This window comes from Sphingosinicella xenopeptidilytica (genome assembly GCF_042676985.1).
GTDB lineage: Bacteria > Pseudomonadota > Alphaproteobacteria > Sphingomonadales > Sphingomonadaceae > Sphingosinicella > Sphingosinicella xenopeptidilytica.
On record NZ_JBHTIK010000001.1, the window covers coordinates 475,935 to 497,500 of the forward strand.

At 67.0% G+C, this 21,566-nt stretch carries 26 protein-coding genes; 22 read left to right on the forward strand and 4 right to left on the reverse strand.

Translation table 11 applies throughout. The features are described from left to right. The first annotated feature begins 210 nt into the window (after positions 1 to 210). From ACFQ00_RS02395 to pal, 13 genes are all read left to right on the forward strand, one after another. Complete coding sequence (locus ACFQ00_RS02395) at positions 211 to 672, forward strand: (2Fe-2S)-binding protein (protein ID WP_381485626.1); 462 nt, start codon at positions 211 to 213, stop codon at positions 670 to 672. After that, on the forward strand, positions 669 to 1,430 hold the full coding sequence (locus tag ACFQ00_RS02400) for an FAD binding domain-containing protein (RefSeq protein WP_381485628.1): 762 nt from the start codon (positions 669 to 671) through the stop codon (positions 1,428 to 1,430). Before ACFQ00_RS02395 ends, ACFQ00_RS02400 begins: the two co-directional genes overlap by 4 nt. Continuing rightward, a complete protein-coding gene (locus ACFQ00_RS02405) occupies positions 1,427 to 1,747 on the forward strand; it encodes a heavy metal-binding domain-containing protein (protein ID WP_381485634.1) in 321 nt (106 codons plus the stop codon). Before ACFQ00_RS02400 ends, ACFQ00_RS02405 begins: the two co-directional genes overlap by 4 nt. A gap of 71 nt (positions 1,748 to 1,818) precedes the next feature. Beyond that, the gene (locus ACFQ00_RS02410; protein WP_381485639.1) at positions 1,819 to 2,562 is read left to right on the forward strand and encodes a YebC/PmpR family DNA-binding transcriptional regulator; all 744 of its coding nucleotides are present in this window, start codon (positions 1,819 to 1,821) and stop codon (positions 2,560 to 2,562) included. Continuing rightward, positions 2,559 to 3,053, forward strand: coding sequence for a crossover junction endodeoxyribonuclease RuvC (gene ruvC / locus ACFQ00_RS02415; protein WP_381485910.1), 495 nt, complete (start codon positions 2,559 to 2,561; stop codon positions 3,051 to 3,053). Before ACFQ00_RS02410 ends, ruvC begins: the two co-directional genes overlap by 4 nt. Further along, positions 3,050 to 3,658: a Holliday junction branch migration protein RuvA gene (gene ruvA, locus ACFQ00_RS02420; RefSeq protein WP_381485641.1), complete on the forward strand. Its 609-nt coding sequence runs from the start codon at positions 3,050 to 3,052 to the stop codon at positions 3,656 to 3,658. Before ruvC ends, ruvA begins: the two co-directional genes overlap by 4 nt. A 9-nt stretch (positions 3,659 to 3,667) precedes the next feature. Then, positions 3,668 to 4,705, forward strand: coding sequence for a Holliday junction branch migration DNA helicase RuvB (gene ruvB, locus ACFQ00_RS02425; RefSeq protein ID WP_381485644.1), 1,038 nt, complete (start codon positions 3,668 to 3,670; stop codon positions 4,703 to 4,705). A gap of 69 nt (positions 4,706 to 4,774) precedes the next feature. Next, the gene (gene ybgC, locus ACFQ00_RS02430) at positions 4,775 to 5,254 is read left to right on the forward strand and encodes a tol-pal system-associated acyl-CoA thioesterase (RefSeq protein ID WP_381485647.1); all 480 of its coding nucleotides are present in this window, start codon (positions 4,775 to 4,777) and stop codon (positions 5,252 to 5,254) included. Then, positions 5,244 to 5,957 (forward strand): protein TolQ, encoded by a 714-nt coding sequence (gene tolQ / locus ACFQ00_RS02435; protein WP_374596295.1) that lies wholly within the window; start codon positions 5,244 to 5,246, stop codon positions 5,955 to 5,957. The genes ybgC and tolQ overlap by 11 nt, the downstream gene beginning before the upstream one ends. Positions 5,958 to 5,960: 3 nt before the next feature. Next, positions 5,961 to 6,407, forward strand: a complete 447-nt coding sequence (gene tolR / locus ACFQ00_RS02440) for a protein TolR (RefSeq protein WP_381485651.1) — start codon at positions 5,961 to 5,963, stop codon at positions 6,405 to 6,407. Further along, positions 6,404 to 7,192: a cell envelope integrity protein TolA gene (locus ACFQ00_RS02445; protein WP_381485654.1), complete on the forward strand. Its 789-nt coding sequence runs from the start codon at positions 6,404 to 6,406 to the stop codon at positions 7,190 to 7,192. The genes tolR and ACFQ00_RS02445 overlap by 4 nt, the downstream gene beginning before the upstream one ends. Before the next feature lie 4 nt (positions 7,193 to 7,196). Beyond that, positions 7,197 to 8,528, forward strand: coding sequence for a Tol-Pal system beta propeller repeat protein TolB (gene tolB, locus ACFQ00_RS02450; protein ID WP_381485657.1), 1,332 nt, complete (start codon positions 7,197 to 7,199; stop codon positions 8,526 to 8,528). Between the two features lie 136 nt (positions 8,529 to 8,664). After that, on the forward strand, positions 8,665 to 9,198 hold the full coding sequence (pal, locus tag ACFQ00_RS02455; protein ID WP_381485660.1) for a peptidoglycan-associated lipoprotein Pal: 534 nt from the start codon (positions 8,665 to 8,667) through the stop codon (positions 9,196 to 9,198). Between the two features lie 9 nt (positions 9,199 to 9,207). Here pal and ACFQ00_RS02460 read toward each other — a convergent pair whose 3' ends face one another. Continuing rightward, positions 9,208 to 10,359 carry an acyltransferase family protein gene (locus ACFQ00_RS02460; RefSeq protein ID WP_381485663.1) on the reverse strand — a complete coding sequence of 384 codons (1,152 nt, stop codon included), beginning with the start codon at positions 10,357 to 10,359 and terminating at the stop codon, positions 9,208 to 9,210. 157 nt (positions 10,360 to 10,516) lie between these two features. Here ACFQ00_RS02460 and ispG point away from each other — a divergent pair, with 157 nt between their 5' ends. Genes ispG through ACFQ00_RS02475 form a run of 3 tightly spaced genes read left to right on the forward strand, consistent with a single transcriptional unit; the run spans position 10,517 to position 12,389 of the window. Further along, positions 10,517 to 11,653 carry a flavodoxin-dependent (E)-4-hydroxy-3-methylbut-2-enyl-diphosphate synthase gene (ispG, locus tag ACFQ00_RS02465; protein ID WP_381485666.1) on the forward strand — a complete coding sequence of 379 codons (1,137 nt, stop codon included), beginning with the start codon at positions 10,517 to 10,519 and terminating at the stop codon, positions 11,651 to 11,653. Further along, entirely contained in the window at positions 11,650 to 11,910 is a 261-nt protein-coding gene (locus tag ACFQ00_RS02470) for a hypothetical protein (RefSeq protein WP_381485669.1), read from the forward strand. The genes ispG and ACFQ00_RS02470 overlap by 4 nt, the downstream gene beginning before the upstream one ends. Then, positions 11,907 to 12,389, forward strand: coding sequence for a GNAT family N-acetyltransferase (locus ACFQ00_RS02475; protein ID WP_381485672.1), 483 nt, complete (start codon positions 11,907 to 11,909; stop codon positions 12,387 to 12,389). Before ACFQ00_RS02470 ends, ACFQ00_RS02475 begins: the two co-directional genes overlap by 4 nt. Here ACFQ00_RS02475 and ACFQ00_RS02480 read toward each other — a convergent pair. Both ACFQ00_RS02480 and ppa read right to left on the reverse strand, forming a co-directional pair. Beyond that, entirely contained in the window at positions 12,381 to 14,282 is a 1,902-nt protein-coding gene (locus ACFQ00_RS02480; RefSeq protein ID WP_381485675.1) for a M61 family metallopeptidase, read from the reverse strand. The genes ACFQ00_RS02475 and ACFQ00_RS02480 overlap by 9 nt on opposite strands. A gap of 62 nt (positions 14,283 to 14,344) precedes the next feature. After that, positions 14,345 to 14,878, reverse strand: a complete 534-nt coding sequence (gene ppa / locus ACFQ00_RS02485; protein WP_381485678.1) for an inorganic diphosphatase — start codon at positions 14,876 to 14,878, stop codon at positions 14,345 to 14,347. Positions 14,879 to 14,993: 115 nt separating this feature from the next. On the opposite strand from ppa, the gene hisS reads away from it, so the two are divergent. The 5 genes from hisS to ACFQ00_RS02510 all read left to right on the forward strand — a co-directional run bounded on the left by hisS (position 14,994) and on the right by ACFQ00_RS02510 (position 20,702). Continuing rightward, positions 14,994 to 16,232: a histidine--tRNA ligase gene (gene hisS / locus ACFQ00_RS02490; protein WP_381485681.1), complete on the forward strand. Its 1,239-nt coding sequence runs from the start codon at positions 14,994 to 14,996 to the stop codon at positions 16,230 to 16,232. Further along, a complete protein-coding gene (gene prfA, locus ACFQ00_RS02495; RefSeq protein ID WP_374596317.1) occupies positions 16,229 to 17,317 on the forward strand; it encodes a peptide chain release factor 1 in 1,089 nt (362 codons plus the stop codon). Before hisS ends, prfA begins: the two co-directional genes overlap by 4 nt. After that, on the forward strand, positions 17,304 to 18,128 hold the full coding sequence (gene prmC, locus ACFQ00_RS02500) for a peptide chain release factor N(5)-glutamine methyltransferase (RefSeq protein WP_381485684.1): 825 nt from the start codon (positions 17,304 to 17,306) through the stop codon (positions 18,126 to 18,128). Before prfA ends, prmC begins: the two co-directional genes overlap by 14 nt. 263 nt (positions 18,129 to 18,391) lie before the next feature. Then, the gene (locus ACFQ00_RS02505; protein WP_381485913.1) at positions 18,392 to 19,210 is read left to right on the forward strand and encodes a DUF4167 domain-containing protein; all 819 of its coding nucleotides are present in this window, start codon (positions 18,392 to 18,394) and stop codon (positions 19,208 to 19,210) included. A gap of 118 nt (positions 19,211 to 19,328) precedes the next feature. Further along, positions 19,329 to 20,702, forward strand: a complete 1,374-nt coding sequence (locus ACFQ00_RS02510; RefSeq protein WP_381485687.1) for an OprO/OprP family phosphate-selective porin — start codon at positions 19,329 to 19,331, stop codon at positions 20,700 to 20,702. On the opposite strand, the gene ACFQ00_RS02515 is transcribed toward ACFQ00_RS02510, so the two are convergent. After that, positions 20,699 to 20,920 (reverse strand): hypothetical protein, encoded by a 222-nt coding sequence (locus ACFQ00_RS02515; RefSeq protein ID WP_381485690.1) that lies wholly within the window; start codon positions 20,918 to 20,920, stop codon positions 20,699 to 20,701. The two genes, ACFQ00_RS02510 and ACFQ00_RS02515, sit on opposite strands and share 4 nt — an antisense overlap. A 170-nt stretch (positions 20,921 to 21,090) precedes the next feature. Here ACFQ00_RS02515 and ACFQ00_RS02520 point away from each other — a divergent pair, with 170 nt between their 5' ends. Beyond that, the gene (locus ACFQ00_RS02520; protein WP_381485692.1) at positions 21,091 to 21,519 is read left to right on the forward strand and encodes a CBS domain-containing protein; all 429 of its coding nucleotides are present in this window, start codon (positions 21,091 to 21,093) and stop codon (positions 21,517 to 21,519) included. The last annotated feature ends 47 nt before the right edge of the window (positions 21,520 to 21,566 follow it).

A 21,566-nucleotide genomic window follows, 5' to 3' on the forward strand; every position in this document is an offset into this window, starting at 1 on the left:
AGATTTTGGCACGGCGCTTGCTGTTCTCTGGACAGCCGCCGGCGCCACGGCCCCGGCAAAGGCGGCGACCCAACCTGGCGGTGGTCAATGACCCCGACCGCCTCCAGGCGAAAACCCTGAGTTGAGCGGCGATACCACGGCCCCGGTATCGCCGCTTTTCTCGTTCTGGGCGGCTTGGCGCCCGGCGCGCGCGCCGATACTATCCCGTCCATGCAAATCAGCCTGACCGTCAACGGCTCCCGCCGCGCACTCGACGTGGAACCGACGATACTGCTCGTTGAAATCCTTCGCGATCACCTGCGCCTCACCGGCACGCACATCGGCTGCGACACCAGCCAGTGCGGCGCCTGCAACGTTCTGATGGACGGCAGGGCGGTGAAGAGCTGCACGGTGATCGCCGGGCAGGCGGACGGCGCCGCCGTGACGACGATCGAGGGGATCGGCGCTGACGGCGCGCTGCACCCGATGCAGGTGGCGTTCCGCGAGGCGCACGGCTTGCAGTGCGGCTTCTGCACGCCGGGCATGGTGATCGCCGGGATCGCGATCGCCGGGCGGCACGGACCGGACGTGGACGAGGAAACCATCCGCCATGACCTTGAAGGCAATCTCTGCCGCTGCACGGGCTACACCAACATCGTGAAAGCGATCCGCGCGGGAGCGTCTGCGCTGTGACGGCGTACCACCGGCCTGCGGACCTTGCCGAAGCCGCCACGCTCCTCGGCGCGGGCGGCGATGTCGCCTGCCTCGCGGGCGGGCACACGCTCATTCCGGCGATGAAATCGCGGCTGCGGGCGCCCGATGCGCTCGTCGACCTCGCGCACGTGACCGACCTGTCGGGCATATCGCGTGAAGGCGATCGTGTATGGATCGGGGCGATGACGCGCCACGCCGAGGTCGCTAAGACCGCGCCGATCGCGGCGCTGGGAGGTCTCGCGGGCGGCATCGGCGATCCGCAGGTGCGGGAGCGCGGCACGCTCGGCGGCAGTGTCGCCAACAACGATCCGGCGGCGGACTATCCGGCTGCAGTGCTGGGGCTCGATGCCGTGATCGAAACGAACCGCGGCGTCCATGCGGCGGACGATTTCTTCCTCGGCATGTTCGCGACTGCGCTTGAAGACGCCGAAATCATCACGCGTATCGGCTTCCGCGTGCCGCAGGCGGCAGCCTATGCGAAGTTTGCGCACCCGGCCTCGCGCTATGCGCTCGTCGGCGTGTTCGTCGCCCGGTTTGCGGAGGGCGCGCGCGTTGCCGTGACCGGCGCGGGGCCGGGCGTGTTCCGCTGGAGCGATGCGGAAGCGGCGATCGACGCGGGCGACGCGCTTCCGGAGCTTGCGCCGGACGATCTCAATACCGACATCCATGCTGGCGCCGAATACCGCGCGCATCTCGCTGGCGTGATGCTGCGCCGCGCGCTCGGAGACATGGCATGATCCTCTCGACCACCCCCACCATCGAAGGCCGCCCGGCGACCAAGTATCACGGCGTCGTCACCGGCGAGGCGATCCTTGGCGCGAACATCTTTCGCGATCTCTTCGCGGGCATCCGCGATATCGTCGGTGGGCGCGCGGGTTCCTACGAAACCGTGCTGCGCGATGCGCGCCAGCAGGCGCTTTCGGAGCTCGCTGAAGAAGCACGCAAGATGGGGGCGAACGCCGTCGTCGGCATCGATCTGGACTACGAGGTGCTGGGGCAGGGCGGATCGATGCTGATGGTCTCGGCCTCGGGGACGGCGGTCACCGTTTCCTGAACATTGCCAGTAGGCGCCTCGCTCGCGTAAAGACCCGGCCACAATTCCAGAAACCGGCACGAACGAGTCCCATGGCAGGCCATTCCAAATTCAAGAACATCATGCACCGCAAGGGCGCGCAGGACAAAAAGCGCTCGGCGATGTTTTCCAAGCTCTCCCGCGAAATCACCGTCGCGGCCAAGATGGGCACGCCCGATCCCGACATGAACCCGCGCCTGCGCGCCGCCGTGATCGCGGCGAAGGCGCAGTCCATGCCCAAGGACAATATCCAGCGCGCGATCGACAAGGCGAGCGGCGGCGACGTCGAGAACTACGAAGAGATCCGCTACGAAGGCTTCGGCCCCGGCGGCGTGTCGCTGATCGTCGAGGCGCTCACCGACAACCGCAACCGCACCGCGACGAACGTCCGCACGATCTTCTCCAAGAACGGCGGCAACCTCGGCGCGTCGGGTTCGGTGAGCCACGGCTTCGACCGCATGGGCCTCATCGAATATGCGGCCAAGGCGGGCGATGCTGAAAAGGTGTTCGAGGCGGCGCTCGAAGCCGGCGCTGAGGACGTGCAGTCCGACGAGGACGGCCACGAGGTGTGGACCGCGCAGGATACGCTCCACGAGGTGGCGAAGGCGCTCGAAGCCGTGCTCGGCGAGCCGGAGGGCGCAAAGCTCGCGTGGCGGCCGCAGACGATGGTGTCGGTGGCCGAGGGCGACGCGGGGTCGCTCCTAAAGCTGATCGATTCGCTCGACGATGACGACGATGTCCAGACCGTGTCGGGCAATTACGAAGTCTCCGACGAGGTCATGGAGAAGCTCGGCTGATCATTCTCGGCGTCGATCCGGGGCTGAACGCCACCGGCTGGGGCGTGATCCGGGCCGAGGGCAACCGCATCTCGCACATCGCGCACGGCACGCTGCGCATCCCGGCGGACATGCCGATGGCCGCGCGGCTCTCGGCGCTTTACACGGGCCTTGCGGGCGTCGTCGCTGAAAGCGGCGCCGGGACGGCGGCCGCCGAAGAGGTGTTCGTCAACAAGAACCCGCAATCGACACTGAAGCTGGGGCAGGCGCGCGGCGTGGTGCTCGCGGCGCTCGCGGGATCGGGGCTGGAGGTCGCGGAGTATGCGACGCGGCTCGTGAAGAAGGCGCTGGTCGGAACGGGCGCGGCGGAAAAGGATCAGGTGCGCGCGATGGTCGAGCGGCTGATGCCCGGCGTGAAGATCAAGAGCACCGACGCGGCGGACGCGCTTGCGGTGGCGATCTGCCATGCGCATCATCAGGCGAGCGTAAAGGCGTTGGGGGGATACCGATGATCGCCAAGCTGAAGGGCCTGCTCGACACAGTCAACGCAGACGCTGCGGTCATTGATGTGAACGGAGTCGGGTATCTCGTCTCGGCGTCGACCAAGACACTTGCGTCGCTCGGCGGCGCGGGCACACCGGTGACGCTGCATATTGAGACGCACGTACGTGAAGACGCGATCCAGCTTTTCGGTTTCGTGACGGAACGCGAGCGCGACTGGTTCCGACTGTTGCAGACGGTGCAGGGGGTCGGTGCGAAGGTGGCGCTGGCGATCCTGTCGGTGCTGACGCCGGATGAAATCCACGCCGCGATCGCCAACCGCGACAAGACGATGGTGGGCCGCGCGAGCGGTGTCGGGCCGAAGCTCGCCGAGCGCATCGTCAACGAACTGAAGGACAAGGCGGGCGGCATCGCCGGGGGTGCGATCCCGGTCGGCGGCTTCGCACCCGCCGTCCCCAAGGGCGGCCTCGCGGCGGACGCACTCTCCGCACTCGCCAACCTCGGCTACAAGCCCGCCGAAGCGAACCGGGTGGTGACTGCCGCCATCGAGGAAGCCGGCGAGGGCGCGGATGTCGGTACGGTGGTGCGGCTGGCGCTCAAGAAAGCGGCGCGGTAGGGTCCGCGCATGGCCACGCAACCCGATGATCAGCGCTTTGTGACCGGCGAACGCCGGACCGAGGACGTGGATGCCGCGCTCAGGCCGAAGCGGCTGGAGGAGTTCGTCGGGCAGGCGGCGGCGCGGGAGAATCTGCGTGTGTTCATCGCGGCTGCGAAGCAGCGCGGCGAGGCAATGGACCATGTGCTGTTCTTCGGGCCGCCGGGTCTCGGCAAGACGACGCTCGCACAGATCATCGCGCGTGAGCTTGGCGTGGGGTTTCGGTCCACCTCGGGACCGGTGATCGCGAAGGCGGGCGACCTCGCGGCGCTGCTCACCAACCTTGAACCCAACGACGTGCTGTTCATCGACGAGATTCACCGGATGAACCCGGCGGTGGAGGAAATCCTCTACCCGGCGATGGAGGACCGCGCGCTCGACATCATGATCGGCGAGGGGCCGTCGGCCCGATCGGTGCGCATCGACCTGCCGCCGTTCACGCTCGTTGGCGCGACGACGCGATCCGGGCTGATCACGACGCCGCTGCGCGACCGCTTCGGTATTCCGGTGCGGCTGAATTTCTACACGGTCGACGAACTCGAACACGTGGTGACGCGCGCCGCCGGGCTGCTCGGCATGGCGCTGTCACCCGAAGGTGCGCGCGAAATCGCCGGGCGTGCACGCGGCACCCCGCGCATTGCGGGGCGGCTGCTGAGGCGCGTGCGCGACTTCGCGCATGTGGCGGGCGCGGACATTGTCGACCGCACGATGGCGGATACGGCCCTCCTGCGGCTGGAGGTCGACGCGCTCGGGCTCGATGCGATGGACCGGCGCTACCTCGGCATGATCGCGGACATCTACAAGGGCGGCCCGGTGGGTATCGAGACGCTGGCGGCGGGGCTTTCGGAGCCACGCGACACGCTCGAAGAGGTGATCGAACCCTATCTGATCCAGCTCGGCCTCGTCGCGCGGACCGCGCGCGGGCGGATGCTGAACGGGAGGGCGTGGACGCATCTTGGTCTTGCTCCGCCGGCGGGCGCGGGTGACGTGCTGCCCTTCGAGGACTGAGCCGCGCTCACGAATCGGCGCATTTTCGGGCTTCCCCGCCGAGTCGCGCCCGGTTAGACACCGGACGGAATGACGGGTGAAACAACAAGCGGCCCGCCCTCAGGCGCCTTTGTGGACGGTGTTCACCGCTTTCCCGTGCGCGTCTATTTCGAGGATACCGACCTCTCGGGCGTCGTCTATCACGCCAACTACCTGCGCTTCATGGAGCGCGCGCGCTCGGACATGCTGCGCGCGGCGGGTATCGACCAGCGCGCCTTCTTCGAGGCGGGCGAGGGCGCCTATGCGGTGACGGACCTCCAGATCCGCTACGTGCGCCCGGCGCGGCTTGACGACGTTCTTCATGTCGAAAGCCGCGTAAAAAGCATCGGCGCGGCGTCGTGCCGGATCGCGCAAGTCATCGTACGTTCAGGGGAACTCGTCACGGATGCGCTTGTTACAGCTGCACTCGTCGGGCGAGACGGCAGGCCGAAGCGCCAGCCGCAGGAATGGCGCAGGGTATTCGAGGAATTGGCCGTAAAGGCGGGAAACGGGGAGCCGGATGGAAACTGAGGTTGCAAACGTCGCATTGGCGGGGGCCGCGGACATGTCGCCTTGGGCGCTGTTCATGCAGGCGGATATTGTCGTCAAGGCGGTGATGATCGGGCTCCTGTTCGCGTCGATCTGGTCTTGGGCGATCATCATCGAGCGCGCGCGGCGGCTGAAAGTGATCGGCAAGCAGACCGAGGCGTTCGAGAACCGCTTCTGGAAGGCGAACAGCTTCGAGGATATCCGCGAGGCGCCGGGCAAGGCCGAGCATCCGGCAACCAAGGTGTTTGCCGCCGCGATGAGCGAGTGGCGGCGTTCGACCGCGGGCGGCAAATACGATCGCGTCGGCCTCCGCACGCGCCTCGGCGGTGTAATGGGCGTCGCCATCGCGCGCGAGATCGACACGCTTTCGGACCGGCTCAACATCCTTGCCACCATCGGCTCCGTCTCGCCGTTCGTCGGCCTGTTCGGCACCGTGTGGGGCATCATGCGCAGCTTCACCTCGATCGCGGCGACGCAGAACACGACGCTCGCCGTCGTGGCGCCCGGCATCGCCGAGGCGCTGTTCGCGACCGCGATGGGGCTCTTTGCTGCGATTCCGGCGGTGATCGGCTACAACCGGCTGCTCTATGGCATCGGCCGCGTCGAGGGGCGCCTGCACAACTTCGCCGAGGAGTTCCAGGGCGAGCTGTCGCGTGAGCTTGAAACCATGGCACCGAAGGCCTGACGCATGGCGATGGGCATCGCACCTGGCGGACGCAGGGGCGGCAAGGCGCCGCCGATGAGCGAGATCAACGTGACGCCGCTTGTCGACGTCATGCTCGTGCTGCTCATCATTTTCATGGTCACGGCGCCGCTGCTCGTCTCGGGCGTTCCGATCGACCTTCCCGACAGCAAGGCGGGCGCGCTCAAGCAGGACAACACGCCGATCCAGGTCTCGCTGAACGCTGAGGGCGAGATCTACATCGACGAGCAGCTTGTACCCGCTGACGAACTCGCCGCGAAGCTCGCCGCGATCAGCGAGGCGCGCGCGGGCGAGGCGGAAGGACCGCGCATCTATGTGCGCGCCGACCGTCGGCTCGACTTCGGAAACGTGATGCGCGTGATGGGCGAGGTGAACGCTGCGGGTTTCAAAAAGGTCGCGCTCGTGAGCGAGGCCGGCGCCGACGACCGGTGACCGAGAACCGCGCGATCCTGATCGCGGGCGTGGCGCACCTTGCGCTGTTCGCCGGGCTGTCGCTGAGCTGGAGCCTGATGTCCAAGGACATCGCGCCGATCGTGGAGCCGATCCCGGTCGAGTTCGTGGACATTTCCGACGTGCCGACGGTGCAGGAAAAGCCCAAGCCCTCGATCGAGGCGGCACCGCGCGAGACGGTGGAGGAGGCCGAGCCCGAGGTCGTCGAGCCGGAGCCGACGCCGGAACCGACCCCGCCGCCGGTCGAGATCGCGCCCAAGGAAGCGCCGAAGCCCAAGGCGGAGCCGAAGAAGCCCACGCCCAAGCCGGTCGAAAAGCCGAAGCCGAAACGCGATCTTTCGAACCTGATTGACAAGTCGCTGAAGGATGCGCCGCGGAAGACGAAGCCGACCGACTTCGCGAAGTCGATCGAGCAGGCGATCCCCGAAGGCGCCAAGCTCGACGCGCGCACGATGGCGACGCTGGCGCAGGCGATCCGCGACCGTATCTACCGCTGCTGGGACCCGGGTGCGGGCGGGCCAGACGCGCGCAACATCAAGACGCTGCTGCGCGTGCGCGTGCAGCGCGACGGTACGATCATCGGCCGGCCGGAAGTGTTGTCGCAGAGCGGGATCGGCGCAGGCAACGCCGCTTACGGCCGTGTGGCGCGCGACGCCGCGATCCGCGCCGTGATGAACCCCGCCTGCTCACTGGAAGGACTGCCCCCGGAACTTTATGACGGGTGGAAAGATTTCGAACTCAATTTCGACCCAAGCGAGACGCTGTAAGGAAATGCCTGTGAAACGCCTCATCTCCGCACTGTCGGCACTGCTGATCGCAATCGTCGCGACACCTGCCGCCGCCCAGCTTCGCGTCGACATCAACGCGGGCATCTCGAAGCCGATGCCGATCGCCGTGCCGGCGTTCACGACGCCGGCGCTCGCGAGCACGGTTGCGGGCGACACCGCCGCGCTCGGGCGGCAGGTCGCGGAGGTCGTCTCGAACGATCTTGCGAGCTCGGGGCTGTTCAAGCCGATCAACCCCTCGGCGTTCACCACCACCGTCGCCTATGCCGACGTGCTGGCACCGCGCTTCCCGAACTGGCGCACAGTGGCGGCGCAGGCGCTCGTCACCGGTTTCGTGCAGGTGAACGGCGACGGCTCGATCACGGTCGGCTGCTACCTCTACGATGTCTTCTCCGAAGAAATTCTCGCGCGCGAGGGCTTCTCGACGCAGCCCGCATTCTGGCGCCGCGCCGCGCACAAGTGCGCGGATGCGGTCTATTCGCGGCTGACAGGCGAAAGCGGCTACTTCGACAGCCGCATCGTCTACGTCTCCGAAACCGGCAGCCAGACGAAGCGCATCAAGCGGCTCGCGATCATGGATCAGGACGGCGCCAACCACCGCTTCCTCACGAACGGCCAGAATCTCGTGCTGACGCCGCGCTTCTCGCCGAGCCAGCAGACGATCGCCTACATGTCGTTCGCGCAGAACCGGCCGCGCGTGTACATCTACAATATCGGCACCGGTCGCCAGACACTGGTCGGCAACCTGCCGAACATGAGCTTCGCACCGCGCTTCTCGCCCGATGGGCAGAGCCTCGTCTTCTCGATGGCGCAGGGCGGCAACACCGATATCTATCGCATGAGCGTGAACGGCGGCACGCCGCAGCGGCTGACGAGCGCGCCGGGCATCGACACGGGCCCCAGCTATTCGCCCGACGGCAGCAAGATCGTGTTCGAATCGGATCGCGGCGGCACGCAGCAGCTTTACGTGATGAACGCAGACGGCTCCGATCAGCGCCGAATCAGTTTCGGTGGCGGACGCTATGCGACGCCGGTCTGGTCGCCGCGCGGCGATCTCATCGCCTTCACGCGCATGGGCGGCGGTGGTTTCCGCATCGGCGTGATGCGTACCGATGGTTCGGGCGAGCGACTGCTCACCGACAGCTGGGGCGACGAGGGCCCGACGTGGTCGCCGAACGGCCGCGTTGTGATGTTTTTCCGCAGCCAGCGGGGCGGGCGCGCCGATCTGTGGTCGGTGGATCTCACCGGTGTCAATGAGCGCCGCATCCCCACGCCGCTCGATGGATCGGACCCGGCGTGGTCGCCGCTCCTGCCATAATTTATGTCACGTTCATCCGAGATTAAGGCTTGTCCTCAGACTTCGGATAGGAAAGCGTAATGATTCTTGAGTGTTCGCGTGGCAATGTCGTTGTCGCGCATCCGAATTGCTTTCGTTTGAGACAGGGAGACGACTGATGATGAACACTGCTTTGAAGGCTGCGATGGTCGCGGCGCTGGTTGCCACCGCCGCGTGCTCGAAGAAGAAGGAAGAGCTGCCCCCGCCGCCGCCGCCCGCGGCTCCGGTCGAAACGCCGTACACGCCTCCGGCCGCGCCCGTCACCAGCACTGTCGTGCCGGGCAGCGTCGAGGACTTCATCCAGCAGGCGGGCAGCGACCGCGTGTTCTTCGAGTTCGATTCGTACCAGCTCGACAGCGCGTCGCAGGCGACGCTGACGAAGCAGGCCGGCTGGCTTGCTCAGTATTCGAACGTGAAGGTCACGATCGAAGGCCACGCCGACGAGCGCGGCACGCGTGAATACAACCTCGCACTCGGCGAGCGTCGCGCCAACTCGGTGAAGAACTTCCTCGCCGGGCAGGGCGTTGCCGCCGATCGCATCAGCGTGATCAGCTACGGCAAGGAACGTCCGGCCGTTGAAGGTTCGGACGAGAGCGCCTGGGCGCAGAACCGCCGCGCCGTCACGGTGCTGGTCGGCGCCGCCGCCAGCTAAGACCCGCATTCATTGCGCAGTTGGAAAGGGCCGTCCTTCGGGGCGGCCCTTTTCCTTTGCCACAAGGCCTATGAGCGGGCGGAGCCACGGCACGCTGCGGCCGACGATATAAAAGAGCCAGCTGCCCGCCGCGGTTGCCGCGACGAGGATCGCGAACGCGGCGAGGTTCGGCAGGTCGAACGGAAGCAGCCACCAGCCGACGGCGACGATGATTGTCTGGTGCGCGATGTAGAGCGGGAATACGGCTTCGGTGAGTATCGGGCGGATCGGCGCGTCGCGGTTCAGCCAGCGATCGGCGATGCCGATCAGCGCAATGATCGCCGCCCAACCCTGAACCGCGCGTGCGCCGCGGAAAAGTGCGGTCAGCGTGTCATCAAGCGGGGCCTCGCCGGGATAGCGATATTCGATCATCGCGACGACGGCGTAGGCGGCCACGGCAAGCACGGCGGCGAGGCACCACCAGCGACGGATCGCGGCCCAGAGCGGGGGCGACCCGCGCAGCAGCACCCCGAAGAGGAAGGCTGGGAAGTACACGGCGTGCGCCGCCCAATCGTCGACAAGAGCGTGCGTTTCGTCCGCGCCGGGGAACAGCAAGAACGTTTTCAGCGCGAGCAGCAGGATCGGTACGGCGAGGATCGCGGGGCCGGCGAGCGCGCGTTCGAAGGCGCGCGCACTCCGGCTGCGGACGCCTGCGGGCAGCAGCAGAAGCAGCGCAAGCATCATGCTGTAGACCCACAGGTAGACGACGAACCACAGGTGCTGCCACGTCGGCAGGATGATGCCGTCGAGCGCGCCGAAGCGGAAATAGTCGTGCAGCCAGAAATGACCGAATCCGGCCGTGTAGCCGTGCTTGAACATCAGTTCGATCCACGGTTGCGGCGGGATCACGACGATCACGGCGAACACGAGCGGGATCAGCAGCCGCGCCGAGCGCGAGCGCGCGAACCCGGCGGAGCTGGGCTGGCGCGCGAAGACTGCGGCGCTCGCATAGCCCGAAACGACGAAGAGCAACGCGAGCCGCCAGCTGTTCGTCGCCAGCATCAGGATCGCGACGTGCGGATCGGGATGCGCCGCCTTCACGTGCCAGTCCCACGGCACGAAAACCATGCCGACGTGATAGAAGATGAGCAGGGCGAAGGCGCCGACGCGCAGCCAGTCCATCCCATAGTGGCGCCCCGTGGGCAGTCCTGACGATCGCGCCTCCCCCATGCATGAAGGCTAGCCGATCCGCACTCCCGCACCAGCCCCCGATACCGGCAGGTCTTGGGTTCGCCGCGAAGCTCGCGTATATCGCCCGCGAAAGGTGAGAGTCCCGAGCATGTCCCTTCGTCCATGGCGCGATATCGCGCGGCGCAAATCGCGGCAGATCATGGTCGGCAGCGTCCCGGTAGGCGGCGATGCGCCGATCACCGTGCAGACGATGACCAACACGCTCACGTCGGACGCGAAAGCGACGATCGATCAGATCCGTCGCTGCGAGGAAGCGGGGGCGGACATCATCCGCGTGTCGTGCCCCGACGTCGAATCGACCGCGGCGTTTCGCCAGATCGCGAAGGCGGCGCGCGTGCCGCTCGTCGCCGACATCCACTTCCACTACAAGCGTGCGCTCGAAGCGGCGGACGCGGGCGCCGCGTGTCTGCGCATCAACCCCGGCAACATCGGTTCATCGGAGCGCGTCGCCGAAGTGGTGCGCGCGGCGAAGGCGAACGGCTGCGCGATCCGCATTGGCGTCAACGCGGGCAGCCTCGAGAAGGACCTGCTCGAAAAGTACGGTGAGCCTTGCCCCGAGGCGCTCGTCGAAAGCGCGCTCGATCATATCCGCCTGCTCGAGGAGCATGACTTCCGCGAATACAAGGTGGCCGTGAAGGCATCCGATGCGTTCCTTGCCGTCGCGGCCTACCAGCAGCTTGCCGAGGCGGTGGACTGCCCGCTGCACCTTGGCATCACCGAGGCGGGCGGGCTCATCGGCGGCACGGTGAAGTCGGCGATCGGCATCGGTTCGCTGCTCTGGTTCGGCGTCGGCGACACGATCCGCGTGTCGCTTTCGGCCGAGCCCGAGGAAGAGGTGCGCGTCGGCTATGAAATCCTGAAGACGCTGGGTCTGCGCACCCGCGGTGTCCGCGTCGTGTCCTGCCCCAGCTGCGCGCGCCAGGGCTTCGACGTCATCCGCACTGTGCAGGCGCTCGAAGACGCGCTCCAGCATATCAAGACCCCGATGTCGCTCTCGGTTCTGGGCTGCGTCGTCAATGGCCCCGGCGAGGCGCGCGAGACCGACATCGGCATCACCGGCGGCGGCAATGGCAAGCACATGGTCTACCTGTCGGGTATCACCGACCACACGATCGCGGATGCCGGCATGATCGCCCATATCGTGGGGCTGGTTGAAGCCAAAGCCGCAGAGATCGAGGCGGGGAGCGCGGTGAGTATGGACACATTGCACGGCAAGGCCGCATGAAGACCGGGTCCGACATCAGGCTCGAACCCCCGGTCGCGCGCAAAGCCGTCGCGACAGGTGCGTCGGCGACCGGGGCCACGACGCTTGGCTATGGCGCCGTCGCGGCGCTGACGCTTGGGGCCTTTGCGCTTGGGGCTGTCGCCGTCGGCGCGCTTGCGATCGGCCGGCTTCGTGTCGGCAAGGCGCGCATCCGCAAATTGCGGATCGACGAACTGGAGGTCGGAACGATCGTCAGGATCGGCGAGGATCGCGCGTGAGCCTTTCGATTCGTGCCGCCGTGCCCGCCGATCTGCCGCTGATCGCGCAGTTCATCCGCGATCTCGCCGAGTATGAGAAGCTCGCCCACGAGGTCCGCTTCGACGAGGCGAAGCTCGGCGAGAGGCTGTTCGGCCCGCGCCCCTACGCCGAGGTGCTGATCGCCGAGGACGACGGCACGCCTGTCGGCTTCGCGCTGTTCTTCCACAACTTCTCGACCTTCGAAGGACGGCCGGGCGTCTATCTCGAAGACCTGTTCGTCGTGCCTGAGGCGCGCGGCAAGGGCGTCGGCAAGGCGCTGCTTGTGCGGCTCGCGGCGCTTGCGATCGAGCGGGATTGCGCCCGCCTCGAATGGTGGGTGCTCAACTGGAACACCCCCGCGATCGATTTCTACCGTTCGCTCGGTGCGCGGCCCATGGACGAATGGACCGTCAACCGCGTCGATGGCGAGGCGCTGAAGGCGCTCGCCGCCTCAGGGTAGCGGATCGAGCACGCGGTCGAGCAGCGCCGGGCCGGTGCCGACGCGTTCGAGGTGCGGATACCGGAGCCCGCCCGTGTAGCCGAGGCGGATGGTGCGGTAGCGCGGGCCTTCCTTCAGCAGCAGTTCGATGGGGCTCTTGCCGTCCTTCGCGGCGGTGATCGTCGATTTGAAATCGGCCTCGTTGAACTCGCGGCCGTTCACCGCCATGATTCGCGTCGCGGTCGTCACGCCCTCGCGGAACAATGGCCCGTCCCACACAACGTTGGAGATCACGCCCGAGGCGCTGACCGTGACGCCGACCGAATGGCTGAGATCGGCGGCGCGGCTGCGCGCGTCGTTCGAGACCTGGTAGGCGCTCGGCGTTTCCTTGAAGACGAGTCGGTAACCGCTCTTCTCGATGCCGCCGAGCGGAGGCTTCGCGATCTCGTCGACGCGGGTTTTCAGGAAGGTCGCCCAGTCATGCGGCGCGACGGCATCGAGCGCGGCGACGACGTCCTCGAACGTGTAGGTGACCGTGCCCCAATCCCCGTTCCGCACGCCGAAGAAGCCGCGCGCGAAATCGTCGAGCGACTTCTTGCCGCCGGTCGTCTCGCGGATCAGCATGTCCGCTTCCATCCAGATCAGCGCGCCTTCGTTGTAATAGTCCTCCGAGCGCTGCCACGTGCGGAAGGCCTGCGGACGGCGGGCGTTGGTGATGGGGTCGTTTGTGGTGTCGATCAGTGGCTTCCATGCACGGCCCGGTTGCTGCTGATAGAAGGCGGCCTGGCTCGCGAACTCGCCGAGCACGACATCCTTGGGAATGAGGCCCGAACGCGCGGCGAGCACCGAATCCCAGTAGCTCGTCTGCCCTTCGTAGACCCAGAGCAGGCTGTTCTGCATCGGCGTGCGATAATCGGGCGTCCAGAGGTCGGCGCCGCGGCGGAACTTGCCGTTCCAGCTGTGGGTGAATTCATGCGGGAGCAGCCCACGCATCGCCGCCGTGTTGGCCCAGTCGGTGAAATAGGTGCGCGGCAGCGCGTTCTCCGAGCTGCGATGATGTTCAAGGCCGATGCCGCCAAGCTCCGTGGAGAGCGCGAACAGGAATTCGTAGCGGTCGTAGTGGCGCGATCCGAACAGCTTCACCGCCTGATCGACCATGCGCCGATGCGCCTCGATCTGGTCGTTCGTGGCCGCAAGATCGCCGGGGCGATCGGCGAAGACGTTGAGGCGGACATCGTGGCCAAGATCCCACGCCTTGTAGTTGCTCCCGGCGAACATCGGGCTGTCGACGAGTGTTTCGAAATCGGTCTCGGCGTAGCGGAGCGTGTTGCCGGTGCGCACGACACCGTCGAGTGCGGCGACGCCCTGCCAGCCTTCGGGCAACGTCACCGAGGGGCGCACGCGGATCTGCCGCGTGTAGTGACCCGCCGGATAGAGCGCGACCGTCTCCCACTGCAGGTTCAGCATCTCCGCCGTCACGCTGACGCGACCCTGATTGCCCTCTGTAGGCGAGAGATACTGGAAGCGGATATCGAGCGCCTTCGCGCCCTTCGGCACATCGACGGTGAAGGCGTAGACGTCGCGCGGATCGCGCTTCCACGGCACGGGCTTCCCGCCCGCGCTGATCGTGAGCCCCGCAAGTGCGGCGATCGGCCCGCGCGGCGCGTGCTTGCCGGGGAGCCATTCGGGGTAGCGCAGCGTCAGCGGCCCCGGCGCGGCGACCGGGATCTGCTGGCGGACGCCGAGAATGCGCCGCGCCGTATCGGTGGCGTCGACATCGAGCGTCATCACGCCGGGATAGCGGAGATCCTGCGCGGGCTGTTCCGCGTGAACATAGGCCGGTGTTCGGGGAAGGCTGTTTTCAGCGGCGGCGGGCGCCGCCAGAAGGATCAGGAACGAACAGAACGCACGCAAGACAGTCTCCCCAGGAAATGGCTTTCCCCGAGGAATGACGGAATTGTTTCAGCCGGTAAAGATCAGCCCTTGGCCTTCGCGCGCTCGACGCCGTCCAGAATGAGCTGGCGTGCCTTTTCGGCATCGCCCCAGCCGTTCAGCTTCGCCCACTTGCCGGGTTCGAGGTCCTTGTAGTGCTCGAAGAAGTGCTCGATCTGGCGGAGCACGATCGGCGGCAGGTCGCTGTGGTTGGTGACGTTGCCGTAGTAGGGGAAGGTCGAATCGACCGGCACGGTGAGCAGCTTCTCGTCGCCGCCCTTGTCGTCTTCCATCAGCAGCACGCCGACCGGGCGCACGCGGATCACCGCGCCCGGGATGATCGGCGAGCGCGTGATGACGAGCGCGTCGAGCGGATCGCCGTCCTCGCCGAGCGTGTGCGGGATGAAGCCGTAGTTCGCCGGATAGCGCATCGGCGTGTGCAGGATGCGGTCCACGAAGATGGCGCCCGAGTCCTTGTCGAACTCGTATTTCACCGGTTCGCCGCCGATGGGCACCTCGATGATCACATTGAGTTCGTGGGGCGGGTTCGGTCCGACGGGAATCTTCGATATATCCATGGCGCGCGGCGTTTAGCGGTTCTTCGCGCCGAAGGGAACCGCCGAATGTTGCGTCGCAGCAGAAATCGTATGAACGGTTCCCACGGCCCCCGAACCCGTCTAAAGCGCGGCGCTTATGAGCAGCAAGATTCAGGCCGTGCGCGGCACGCAGGACATGGTGGGCGAAGACGCCGCGCGCTTCGACGTGGTGGTGGAAACGTTCACGCGCGTGCGCAGGCTCTATGGCTTCCGCCCGGTGCAGGTGCCGGTGTTCGAATTCACCGGCGTGTTCGCGCGCTCGCTCGGCGAGACCACCGATGTGGTTTCGAAGGAAATGTACACGTTCGAGGACCGCGGCGGCGAATCGCTGACACTGCGCCCCGAGTTCACGGCGGGTATCGCGCGCGCCTACATTTCGAACGGCTGGCAGCAGCACGCGCCGATGAAGCTTTCGGCCTGGGGGCCCGCGTTCCGCTACGAACGGCCGCAGAAAGGCCGGTTTCGGCAGTTCCACCAGCTCGACGCGGAAATCCTGGGGTCAGGCGAACCGGCGGCGGACGTGGAAATCATCGCCTTCGCGCAGCACCTGCTCGATGAACTCGGGCTTCAGGGCAAGACGGTGCTGAACCTCAACACGCTCGGCGACCCGGAAACGCGCGCTGCGTGGCAGGCGGCGCTGATCGCGCACTTCTCGGCACACCGCGACGCGCTTTCCACCGAGAGCCGCGACCGGCTGGAGAAGAACCCGCTGCGCATCCTCGACAGCAAGGACGCCGCCGACAAGGCGCTCGTCGCCGATGCGCCGCGGATCGACGCTTATATGTCCGCCGAGGCGGGCGCGTGGTTCGATGCCGTGCGCAAGGGTCTCGATGCGGCGGGCGTCGCCTGGCAGCGGAACGAAGCGCTGGTGCGCGGTCTCGATTATTATCGCCACACCACGTTCGAGTTCATCACCGATCACCTCGGCGCGCAGGGTACGGTGCTCGGCGGCGGGCGCTACGACGGGCTGATGGAAGCGCTCGGCGGGCCGGCAACGCCGTGCGTTGGCTGGGCGGCGGGGATCGAGCGGCTGGCGATGCTGCTTGAAGCGCCCGAGGCAGAGGCGATCGACGCGGCGGTGGTGCCGATGGGCGAAGCCGCCGAAGCGAAGGCGTTCGAGGTGTTGCAGGCGCTGCGCCGCGCGGGGATCGCCGCCGAGCAGGCATGGCGCGGCAATATGAAGAAGCGGATGCAGAAGGCCGACGCGGCAGGTGCGCGCTACGCGGTCATCCTCGGTGACGACGAACTGGCAGCCGGTGAGGCGACCGTGAAGCGGCTCGCGACTGGGGAGCAGTGGCGCGTCGCACTCGATGCGTTACCGGAGGCGTTGCGATGAGCGGCGTTCCCACCGCGCGCATCCGGCAGATCGAAGCGCGCTATGCGGAGCTGACCGAGCAGATGTCGGCGGGCGATCTTCCGGCCGAGAAGTTCGTCGCGCTTTCCAAGGAATACGCCGAGCTGAAGCCCGTCGCCGAGGCGGCAGGAACCGTGCGTGCGATGCGCGACGAGGCGGAGAGCCTCACCGCAATGGTGAACGGCGGCGAGACCGACCGCGAGATGGTGGCGCTTGCCGAGGAAGAGCTGCAGTCTCTGAAGGAGCAGCTCCCCGAGGCCGAGAAGGCGCTCGCCGTGCTGCTGCTGCCTAAGGACATGGCGGACGAACGCTCGGCGATCCTCGAAATCCGCGCAGGGACCGGCGGCGAGGAAGCGGCGCTCTTCGCCGCCGATCTCTACCGCATGTACCAGCGCTATGCCGAAACGCAGGGCTGGCGTGTCGAAACGATGGAAATGTCTTCGGCGGACGCGGGCGGCTTCAAGGAAGTCATTGCGAACGTCACCGGCCAGGGCGTGTTCGCCCAGCTGAAGTTTGAAAGCGGCGTGCACCGCGTGCAGCGCGTGCCCGCGACCGAGGCCTCCGGGCGCATCCACACGTCCGCCGCGACGGTGGCGGTGCTGCCCGAAGCCGAGGATGTCGATGTCCAGATCGAGGAAAAAGACCTCCGCATCGACGTGTTCCGCTCGTCCGGCCCCGGCGGCCAGTCGGTGAACACCACCGACAGCGCCGTGCGCATCACGCACCTTCCCACCGGCCTCGTCGTCAGCCAGCAGGACGAAAAGAGCCAGCACAAGAACAAGGCGAAGGCATTGAAGGTGCTGCGCGCGCGCCTCTTTGAGCTGGAGCGCGAGAAGCTGGCGAACGAGCGCGCGGGCGCGCGCAAGTCGATGGTCGGCTCGGGTGACCGTTCGGAACGTATCCGCACGTACAATTATCCGCAGGGGCGCGTGACCGATCACCGCATCAACCTGACGCTGCATCGTCTGCCCGAGATCATGGAGGGCGGGGGCCTCGGCGAACTCGTCGCGGCGCTCATCGCCGAGGATCAGGCGGCACGGCTCGCGAACCTGAATGAAGGCGCTTGATCTCGTAAGGGACGCGGCGGCGCGCATCGGCGGAGAAACGCCGCGCCTCGATGCGGAACTGATCGTCGCCCACGCGCTCGGGGTCAGCCGCGAGGCAGTGCTGCTCGGCAATCCGGAGGCCACGGCGGAGGCGGCTGAGCCGTTCATCGCCCGGCGCGCGGCGGGCGAGCCCGTCGCCTATATTCTCGGGCGGCAGGAATTCTGGTCGCTCGATCTGGAAGTGGGGCCCGGCATCCTCGTGCCGCGCGGCGACACCGAAACGCTGATCGCGGCGGCGCAGGGGCTGTTTCCGGCGGATGCGGCGCTTCGCGTGCTCGATCTCGGCACAGGCTCGGGCGCGCTGGCGCTCGCCGCGCTCGCAGAATGGCCACAGGCGACCGCGCTCGCGACAGATGTGTCCGATGCCGCACTCGCCGTTGCCGCGCGGAACGCTGCCCGGCTCGGCTTTTCGGCCCGGTGCGGCTTCCTGAAGGCAGACTGGGCAGAAGGTATCGAAGGGCGCTTCTCTTTAATCCTCTCCAATCCGCCCTATATTGGTGAGGACGAGGCGACCGGCCCGGGCGTGCGCGAATACGAGCCGCACGGCGCGCTGTTCGCCGGCAGAGATGGCCTCTCGGCTTATCGGCGCATCGTTCCCGCGCTCCCGGCATTGCTGGAGGCGGATGGCGCCGCGATCCTCGAGATCGGCTGGCGGCAGGCGGAAGCGGTTCTGGCGCTGGGGCGCGAAGCGGGCCTCGGCGGCACGGTGGAACGCGACCTGGCCGGGCGAGATCGGGCGGTCGTTTTCCGTCGCATCGCCTCTGTTTTTTGACTTGGAATGCGATGGCAATGCCGCTAGAGCGGCTGTGCATGGGCGAGGACGATGATCCCCTCGCCGGGCACTTACGATAGGCAGAATCGTTTGGCGGTCGCTTCCGGACCCTTGCGTGGATGGCCGCGCATGTCCTGAACAACGACAGTCGGCTCGGCCGGCAGTATCGGGGAAAAGAGTATTTCATGAGAAATGGGCAGCAGCAGTCCGGTCGGCGTCGTGGGCGCGGCAATCCGCGTCCCCAGCAGGGCGGCGGTCGTGAGATGGGCAACCGCAACATGGAGCCGCGTCAGCGCGGCAATGCGCTTCAGCTGCTCGAGAAATACACCAACCTCGCACGCGAAGCGCACCAGCAGGGCGAACGCGTCCAGGCCGAATATTATCTGCAGTACGCAGACCACTACCACCGCGTCGTCGCCGAGATGCGCGCCCGGCAGGAAGAGCGTCAGTCGCAGTACCAGCAGCACAACGATCGTCCCGATCGTCGTGGCCGCGAGCATGACGATCGCGATATCCGCGACGAGGATGATGACGGCGACGACGAGGGCGATGAGGACGAAGAGGGCGAGGGGGATAACCGCGCGCCCGTCCACAACAATCGCCAGGAGCGTCAGCGGTTCGAGCCGCGTCCGCGGCAGGATCGCCAGGACCGCCCGGAACGTCAGGACCGCGACCGTCAGGAACGCCCAGAGCGAGCGGAACGCCAGGAACGCCCTGAGCGCCAGGATCGCGAGCGTCAGGAGCGCGACCGCCCCGAACGGTCCGAGCGTCAGGAGCGGTATGAACAACCCCGCGCGCCGCAGCCCCGCACAGCGCCGCAGCCGGCCGATGACGAGCGCGAGGATGAAGGCGCGCTTCGCACGCTCGCCCGCAGCGCCCGCCGCGCCGATGCGGATGAGCCCGAGGTCGTGGAGGCGCCCAAGCGGCGCGGCCGTCCCCCTGCGCAGGCCAAGCAGGCGGCCCCTGCAGCGGCCGAAGCACCGGTCGCGGCTCCCGTTGCCGTGGAAGCCGAAGATGAGAAGCCGCGCCGTCCGCGCGGGCGTCCGCGCAAGGTTCAGCCTGTCGAGACTGTCGACGCCTGAGTTCCGCGGGCTAGGCCGGGTCTTCGGCCTGCAACGCAAGGTTCTGTTTCCGTCACGGGAACTTCATGCTAGCGCCCCTGCGCGTACCGCACGAGCGGTCGTGTTGAAGGGGACGATCATGACCTCGCGCCAAGCGGCATTGGTTCCGGCATTCGTTATGATGGGTCTGTCTGCAAGCCTGCCGACAACGGCGATGGCGCAGACGGAATCGGTCACGCTCGAACAGGCGGTTGCGAAACTCGCCGCGCTGCAGGCGCAGCTCGAAGCGGTACAGGCGGAAGTCGCGGCACTGCGTGCGCAGGCGGCAGCGAAGGAACAGCAGCCCCAGCAGCAGGTGGCCGCAACGCCTCCCCCCGCGCCTGCCGATCCGATCAAGGTCAGCTGGAAGGGCGCGCCCGAGATCTCCTCGAAAGGCTGGAGCTTCAAGCCGCGCGGGCGGCTGCAGCTCGATGCCGCGAACGTGTCGCACCCGGCGGGCATTGCAGACAGCGGCCTCGGCTTCACGAACGAAGTGCGGCGCGCCTATCTCGGTGTGCAGGGCACCGTGCCGGGTGGCTTCGGCTACCGGGTGGATATCGATTTCGCCCCCGGTTCGCCCGAATTCCAGGAAGCCTATATCGACTACACGCGCGACCGGACGACGATCACAGTCGGGCAGCACAACGGTTTCCAGGGACTCGAGGAACTCACGAGCGACGTCAACACGAGCTTCATGGAGCGCGCGGCGTTCACCGATGCGTTCGGCTTCGAGCGGCGGCTCGGAATTTCGGCGCAGTATCGCGGCAAGGCGCTGCTGCTGCAGGGCGGCGTGTTCACGGACAACATCGCCGATCTCTCCGACGATGCGAACAGCAGCTACGGCTTCGACGGGCGAATCGTGTTCGCGCCGAAGATGGGCGGCACGCAGCTCCACGTCGGCGCCTCCGCACACTATCGCGATAGCGGCTCCATCGGCGCGGGCACGCGCTATCGCCAGCGGCCGCAGGTGCACACCACCGACGTGCGCTTCCTCGCGACGCCCGCGCTGCCGGTAACGGCGGAGACGAACTACGGGCTCGAACTCGCCGCGATCTCCGGGCCGTTCTATGCTGCCGCCGAAACGCACTGGATGAATGTGTCGCTCGCGGGTGCCGCCGATCCGACGTTCTTCGGCGGCTATATAGAAGGCGGCTGGCTGATCACCGGCGAATCGCGCGGCTACAAGGACGGCGCCTTCGATCGCATCAAGGTCGCGAATCCGGTCTCGGACGGCGGCAGTGGCGCCTTTGCGCTCAGCGTGCGCTACGATCATCTCGATCTCAGCGATGCCGGCATCGTCGGTGGGCGCCAGCAGGGCTATCTCGCCTCGTTGATCTGGAAGCCCACCGACTATGTACTGTTCGCGCTGAACGGCGGGCGGCTTATCTACGACGATGCCGCGATCGCGGGAACGGGCGGCGACAGGAATTACGGCGCGACCATCGTCGGCCTCCGCAGCCAGATCGACTTCTAGTCGATCGGCGAATCGCGCCACACCTCGGGTTCGTGCGCGGCGTTCTCGTCGGCCACGCGCTGGTCGTGTCCCGACTCGGCGCTGAAGAACACGAGGCCCATCAGCCCGGCGGCGAGCAGCAGCGACAGCACGATCGCCAGCGTGATCGCGAGCACGAGGTGCAGCGTCAGCGAAACGCCTTCGGACGATAGATACCAGAGCGCGAGCGGCACGGCCACGACCCCGGTCCCCAAAGCAGAGAGCAGTAGAACGCGGAAACGGCGGGCCGGTGTTTGCATGACTCTTGTTTGCATGGCTTTCATTTGGCCGCGGTTCGCGTAATCTTCAACCCGCCGGCGGACGCGCGCGTCAGGCGTGCCGGGCCGGCCTCTGCTGGGGAGGGGCGGCCATGGCCATTGCATCGATACTGAAGGACAAGGGCGGCGCGATCATCGCGGCGTCACCGTCGCAAACCGTTGCGGAGGTGGTTGCACTTCTATGCACGCACCGAATCGGCGCTGTGATCGTGATGGAGGACGGCAAAGTGGCCGGCGTGCTTTCCGAGCGCGATGTCGTGCGCGGGCTCAACGAGCAGGGCGCGGCGATCCTGCAACGCACCGCGCGGGAGATCATGACGACCGAAGTGATCACCGTCGCCCCGTCGGAGAGTGTCACGGCCGCGCTGTCGCGGATGACCCGCCGCCGTATCCGTCATCTCCCCGTGCTCGACGGCGGCGAGGTTCGCGGCGTCGTATCGATCGGCGATCTCGTGAAGGCGCGCATCGATGAAGCCGTCCGCGAGGCAGAATCACTGAAGGACTACATCACGCACGCCTGAGCGCGTGATTCTCCGCAGCCGATGTTCCCGATTCTGGGCCGGCACCC

What these genes read in the sequence shown, in the direction of transcription:
- ACFQ00_RS02395 (WP_381485626.1), top strand. Translation starts at nt 211, where the DNA reads ATGCAAATCAGCCTGACCGTCAACGGCTCCCGCCGCGCACTCGACGTG.
- ACFQ00_RS02405 (WP_381485634.1), top strand. Translation starts at nt 1,427, where the DNA reads ATGATCCTCTCGACCACCCCCACCATCGAAGGCCGCCCGGCGACCAAG.
- ACFQ00_RS02410 (WP_381485639.1), top strand. Translation starts at nt 1,819, where the DNA reads ATGGCAGGCCATTCCAAATTCAAGAACATCATGCACCGCAAGGGCGCG.
- ruvA (WP_381485641.1), top strand. Translation starts at nt 3,050, where the DNA reads ATGATCGCCAAGCTGAAGGGCCTGCTCGACACAGTCAACGCAGACGCT.
- ruvB (WP_381485644.1), top strand. Translation starts at nt 3,668, where the DNA reads ATGGCCACGCAACCCGATGATCAGCGCTTTGTGACCGGCGAACGCCGG.
- ybgC (WP_381485647.1), top strand. Translation starts at nt 4,775, where the DNA reads ATGACGGGTGAAACAACAAGCGGCCCGCCCTCAGGCGCCTTTGTGGAC.
- tolQ (WP_374596295.1), top strand. Translation starts at nt 5,244, where the DNA reads ATGGAAACTGAGGTTGCAAACGTCGCATTGGCGGGGGCCGCGGACATG.
- tolR (WP_381485651.1), top strand. Translation starts at nt 5,961, where the DNA reads ATGGCGATGGGCATCGCACCTGGCGGACGCAGGGGCGGCAAGGCGCCG.
- tolB (WP_381485657.1), top strand. Translation starts at nt 7,197, where the DNA reads ATGCCTGTGAAACGCCTCATCTCCGCACTGTCGGCACTGCTGATCGCA.
- pal (WP_381485660.1), top strand. Translation starts at nt 8,665, where the DNA reads ATGATGAACACTGCTTTGAAGGCTGCGATGGTCGCGGCGCTGGTTGCC.
- ACFQ00_RS02460 (WP_381485663.1), bottom strand. Translation starts at nt 10,359, where the DNA reads ATGGACTGGCTGCGCGTCGGCGCCTTCGCCCTGCTCATCTTCTATCAC.
- ispG (WP_381485666.1), top strand. Translation starts at nt 10,517, where the DNA reads ATGTCCCTTCGTCCATGGCGCGATATCGCGCGGCGCAAATCGCGGCAG.
- ACFQ00_RS02470 (WP_381485669.1), top strand. Translation starts at nt 11,650, where the DNA reads ATGAAGACCGGGTCCGACATCAGGCTCGAACCCCCGGTCGCGCGCAAA.
- ppa (WP_381485678.1), bottom strand. Translation starts at nt 14,878, where the DNA reads ATGGATATATCGAAGATTCCCGTCGGACCGAACCCGCCCCACGAACTC.
- hisS (WP_381485681.1), top strand. Translation starts at nt 14,994, where the DNA reads ATGAGCAGCAAGATTCAGGCCGTGCGCGGCACGCAGGACATGGTGGGC.
- prfA (WP_374596317.1), top strand. Translation starts at nt 16,229, where the DNA reads ATGAGCGGCGTTCCCACCGCGCGCATCCGGCAGATCGAAGCGCGCTAT.
- prmC (WP_381485684.1), top strand. Translation starts at nt 17,304, where the DNA reads ATGAAGGCGCTTGATCTCGTAAGGGACGCGGCGGCGCGCATCGGCGGA.
- ACFQ00_RS02505 (WP_381485913.1), top strand. Translation starts at nt 18,392, where the DNA reads ATGGGCAACCGCAACATGGAGCCGCGTCAGCGCGGCAATGCGCTTCAG.
- ACFQ00_RS02510 (WP_381485687.1), top strand. Translation starts at nt 19,329, where the DNA reads ATGACCTCGCGCCAAGCGGCATTGGTTCCGGCATTCGTTATGATGGGT.
- ACFQ00_RS02520 (WP_381485692.1), top strand. Translation starts at nt 21,091, where the DNA reads ATGGCCATTGCATCGATACTGAAGGACAAGGGCGGCGCGATCATCGCG.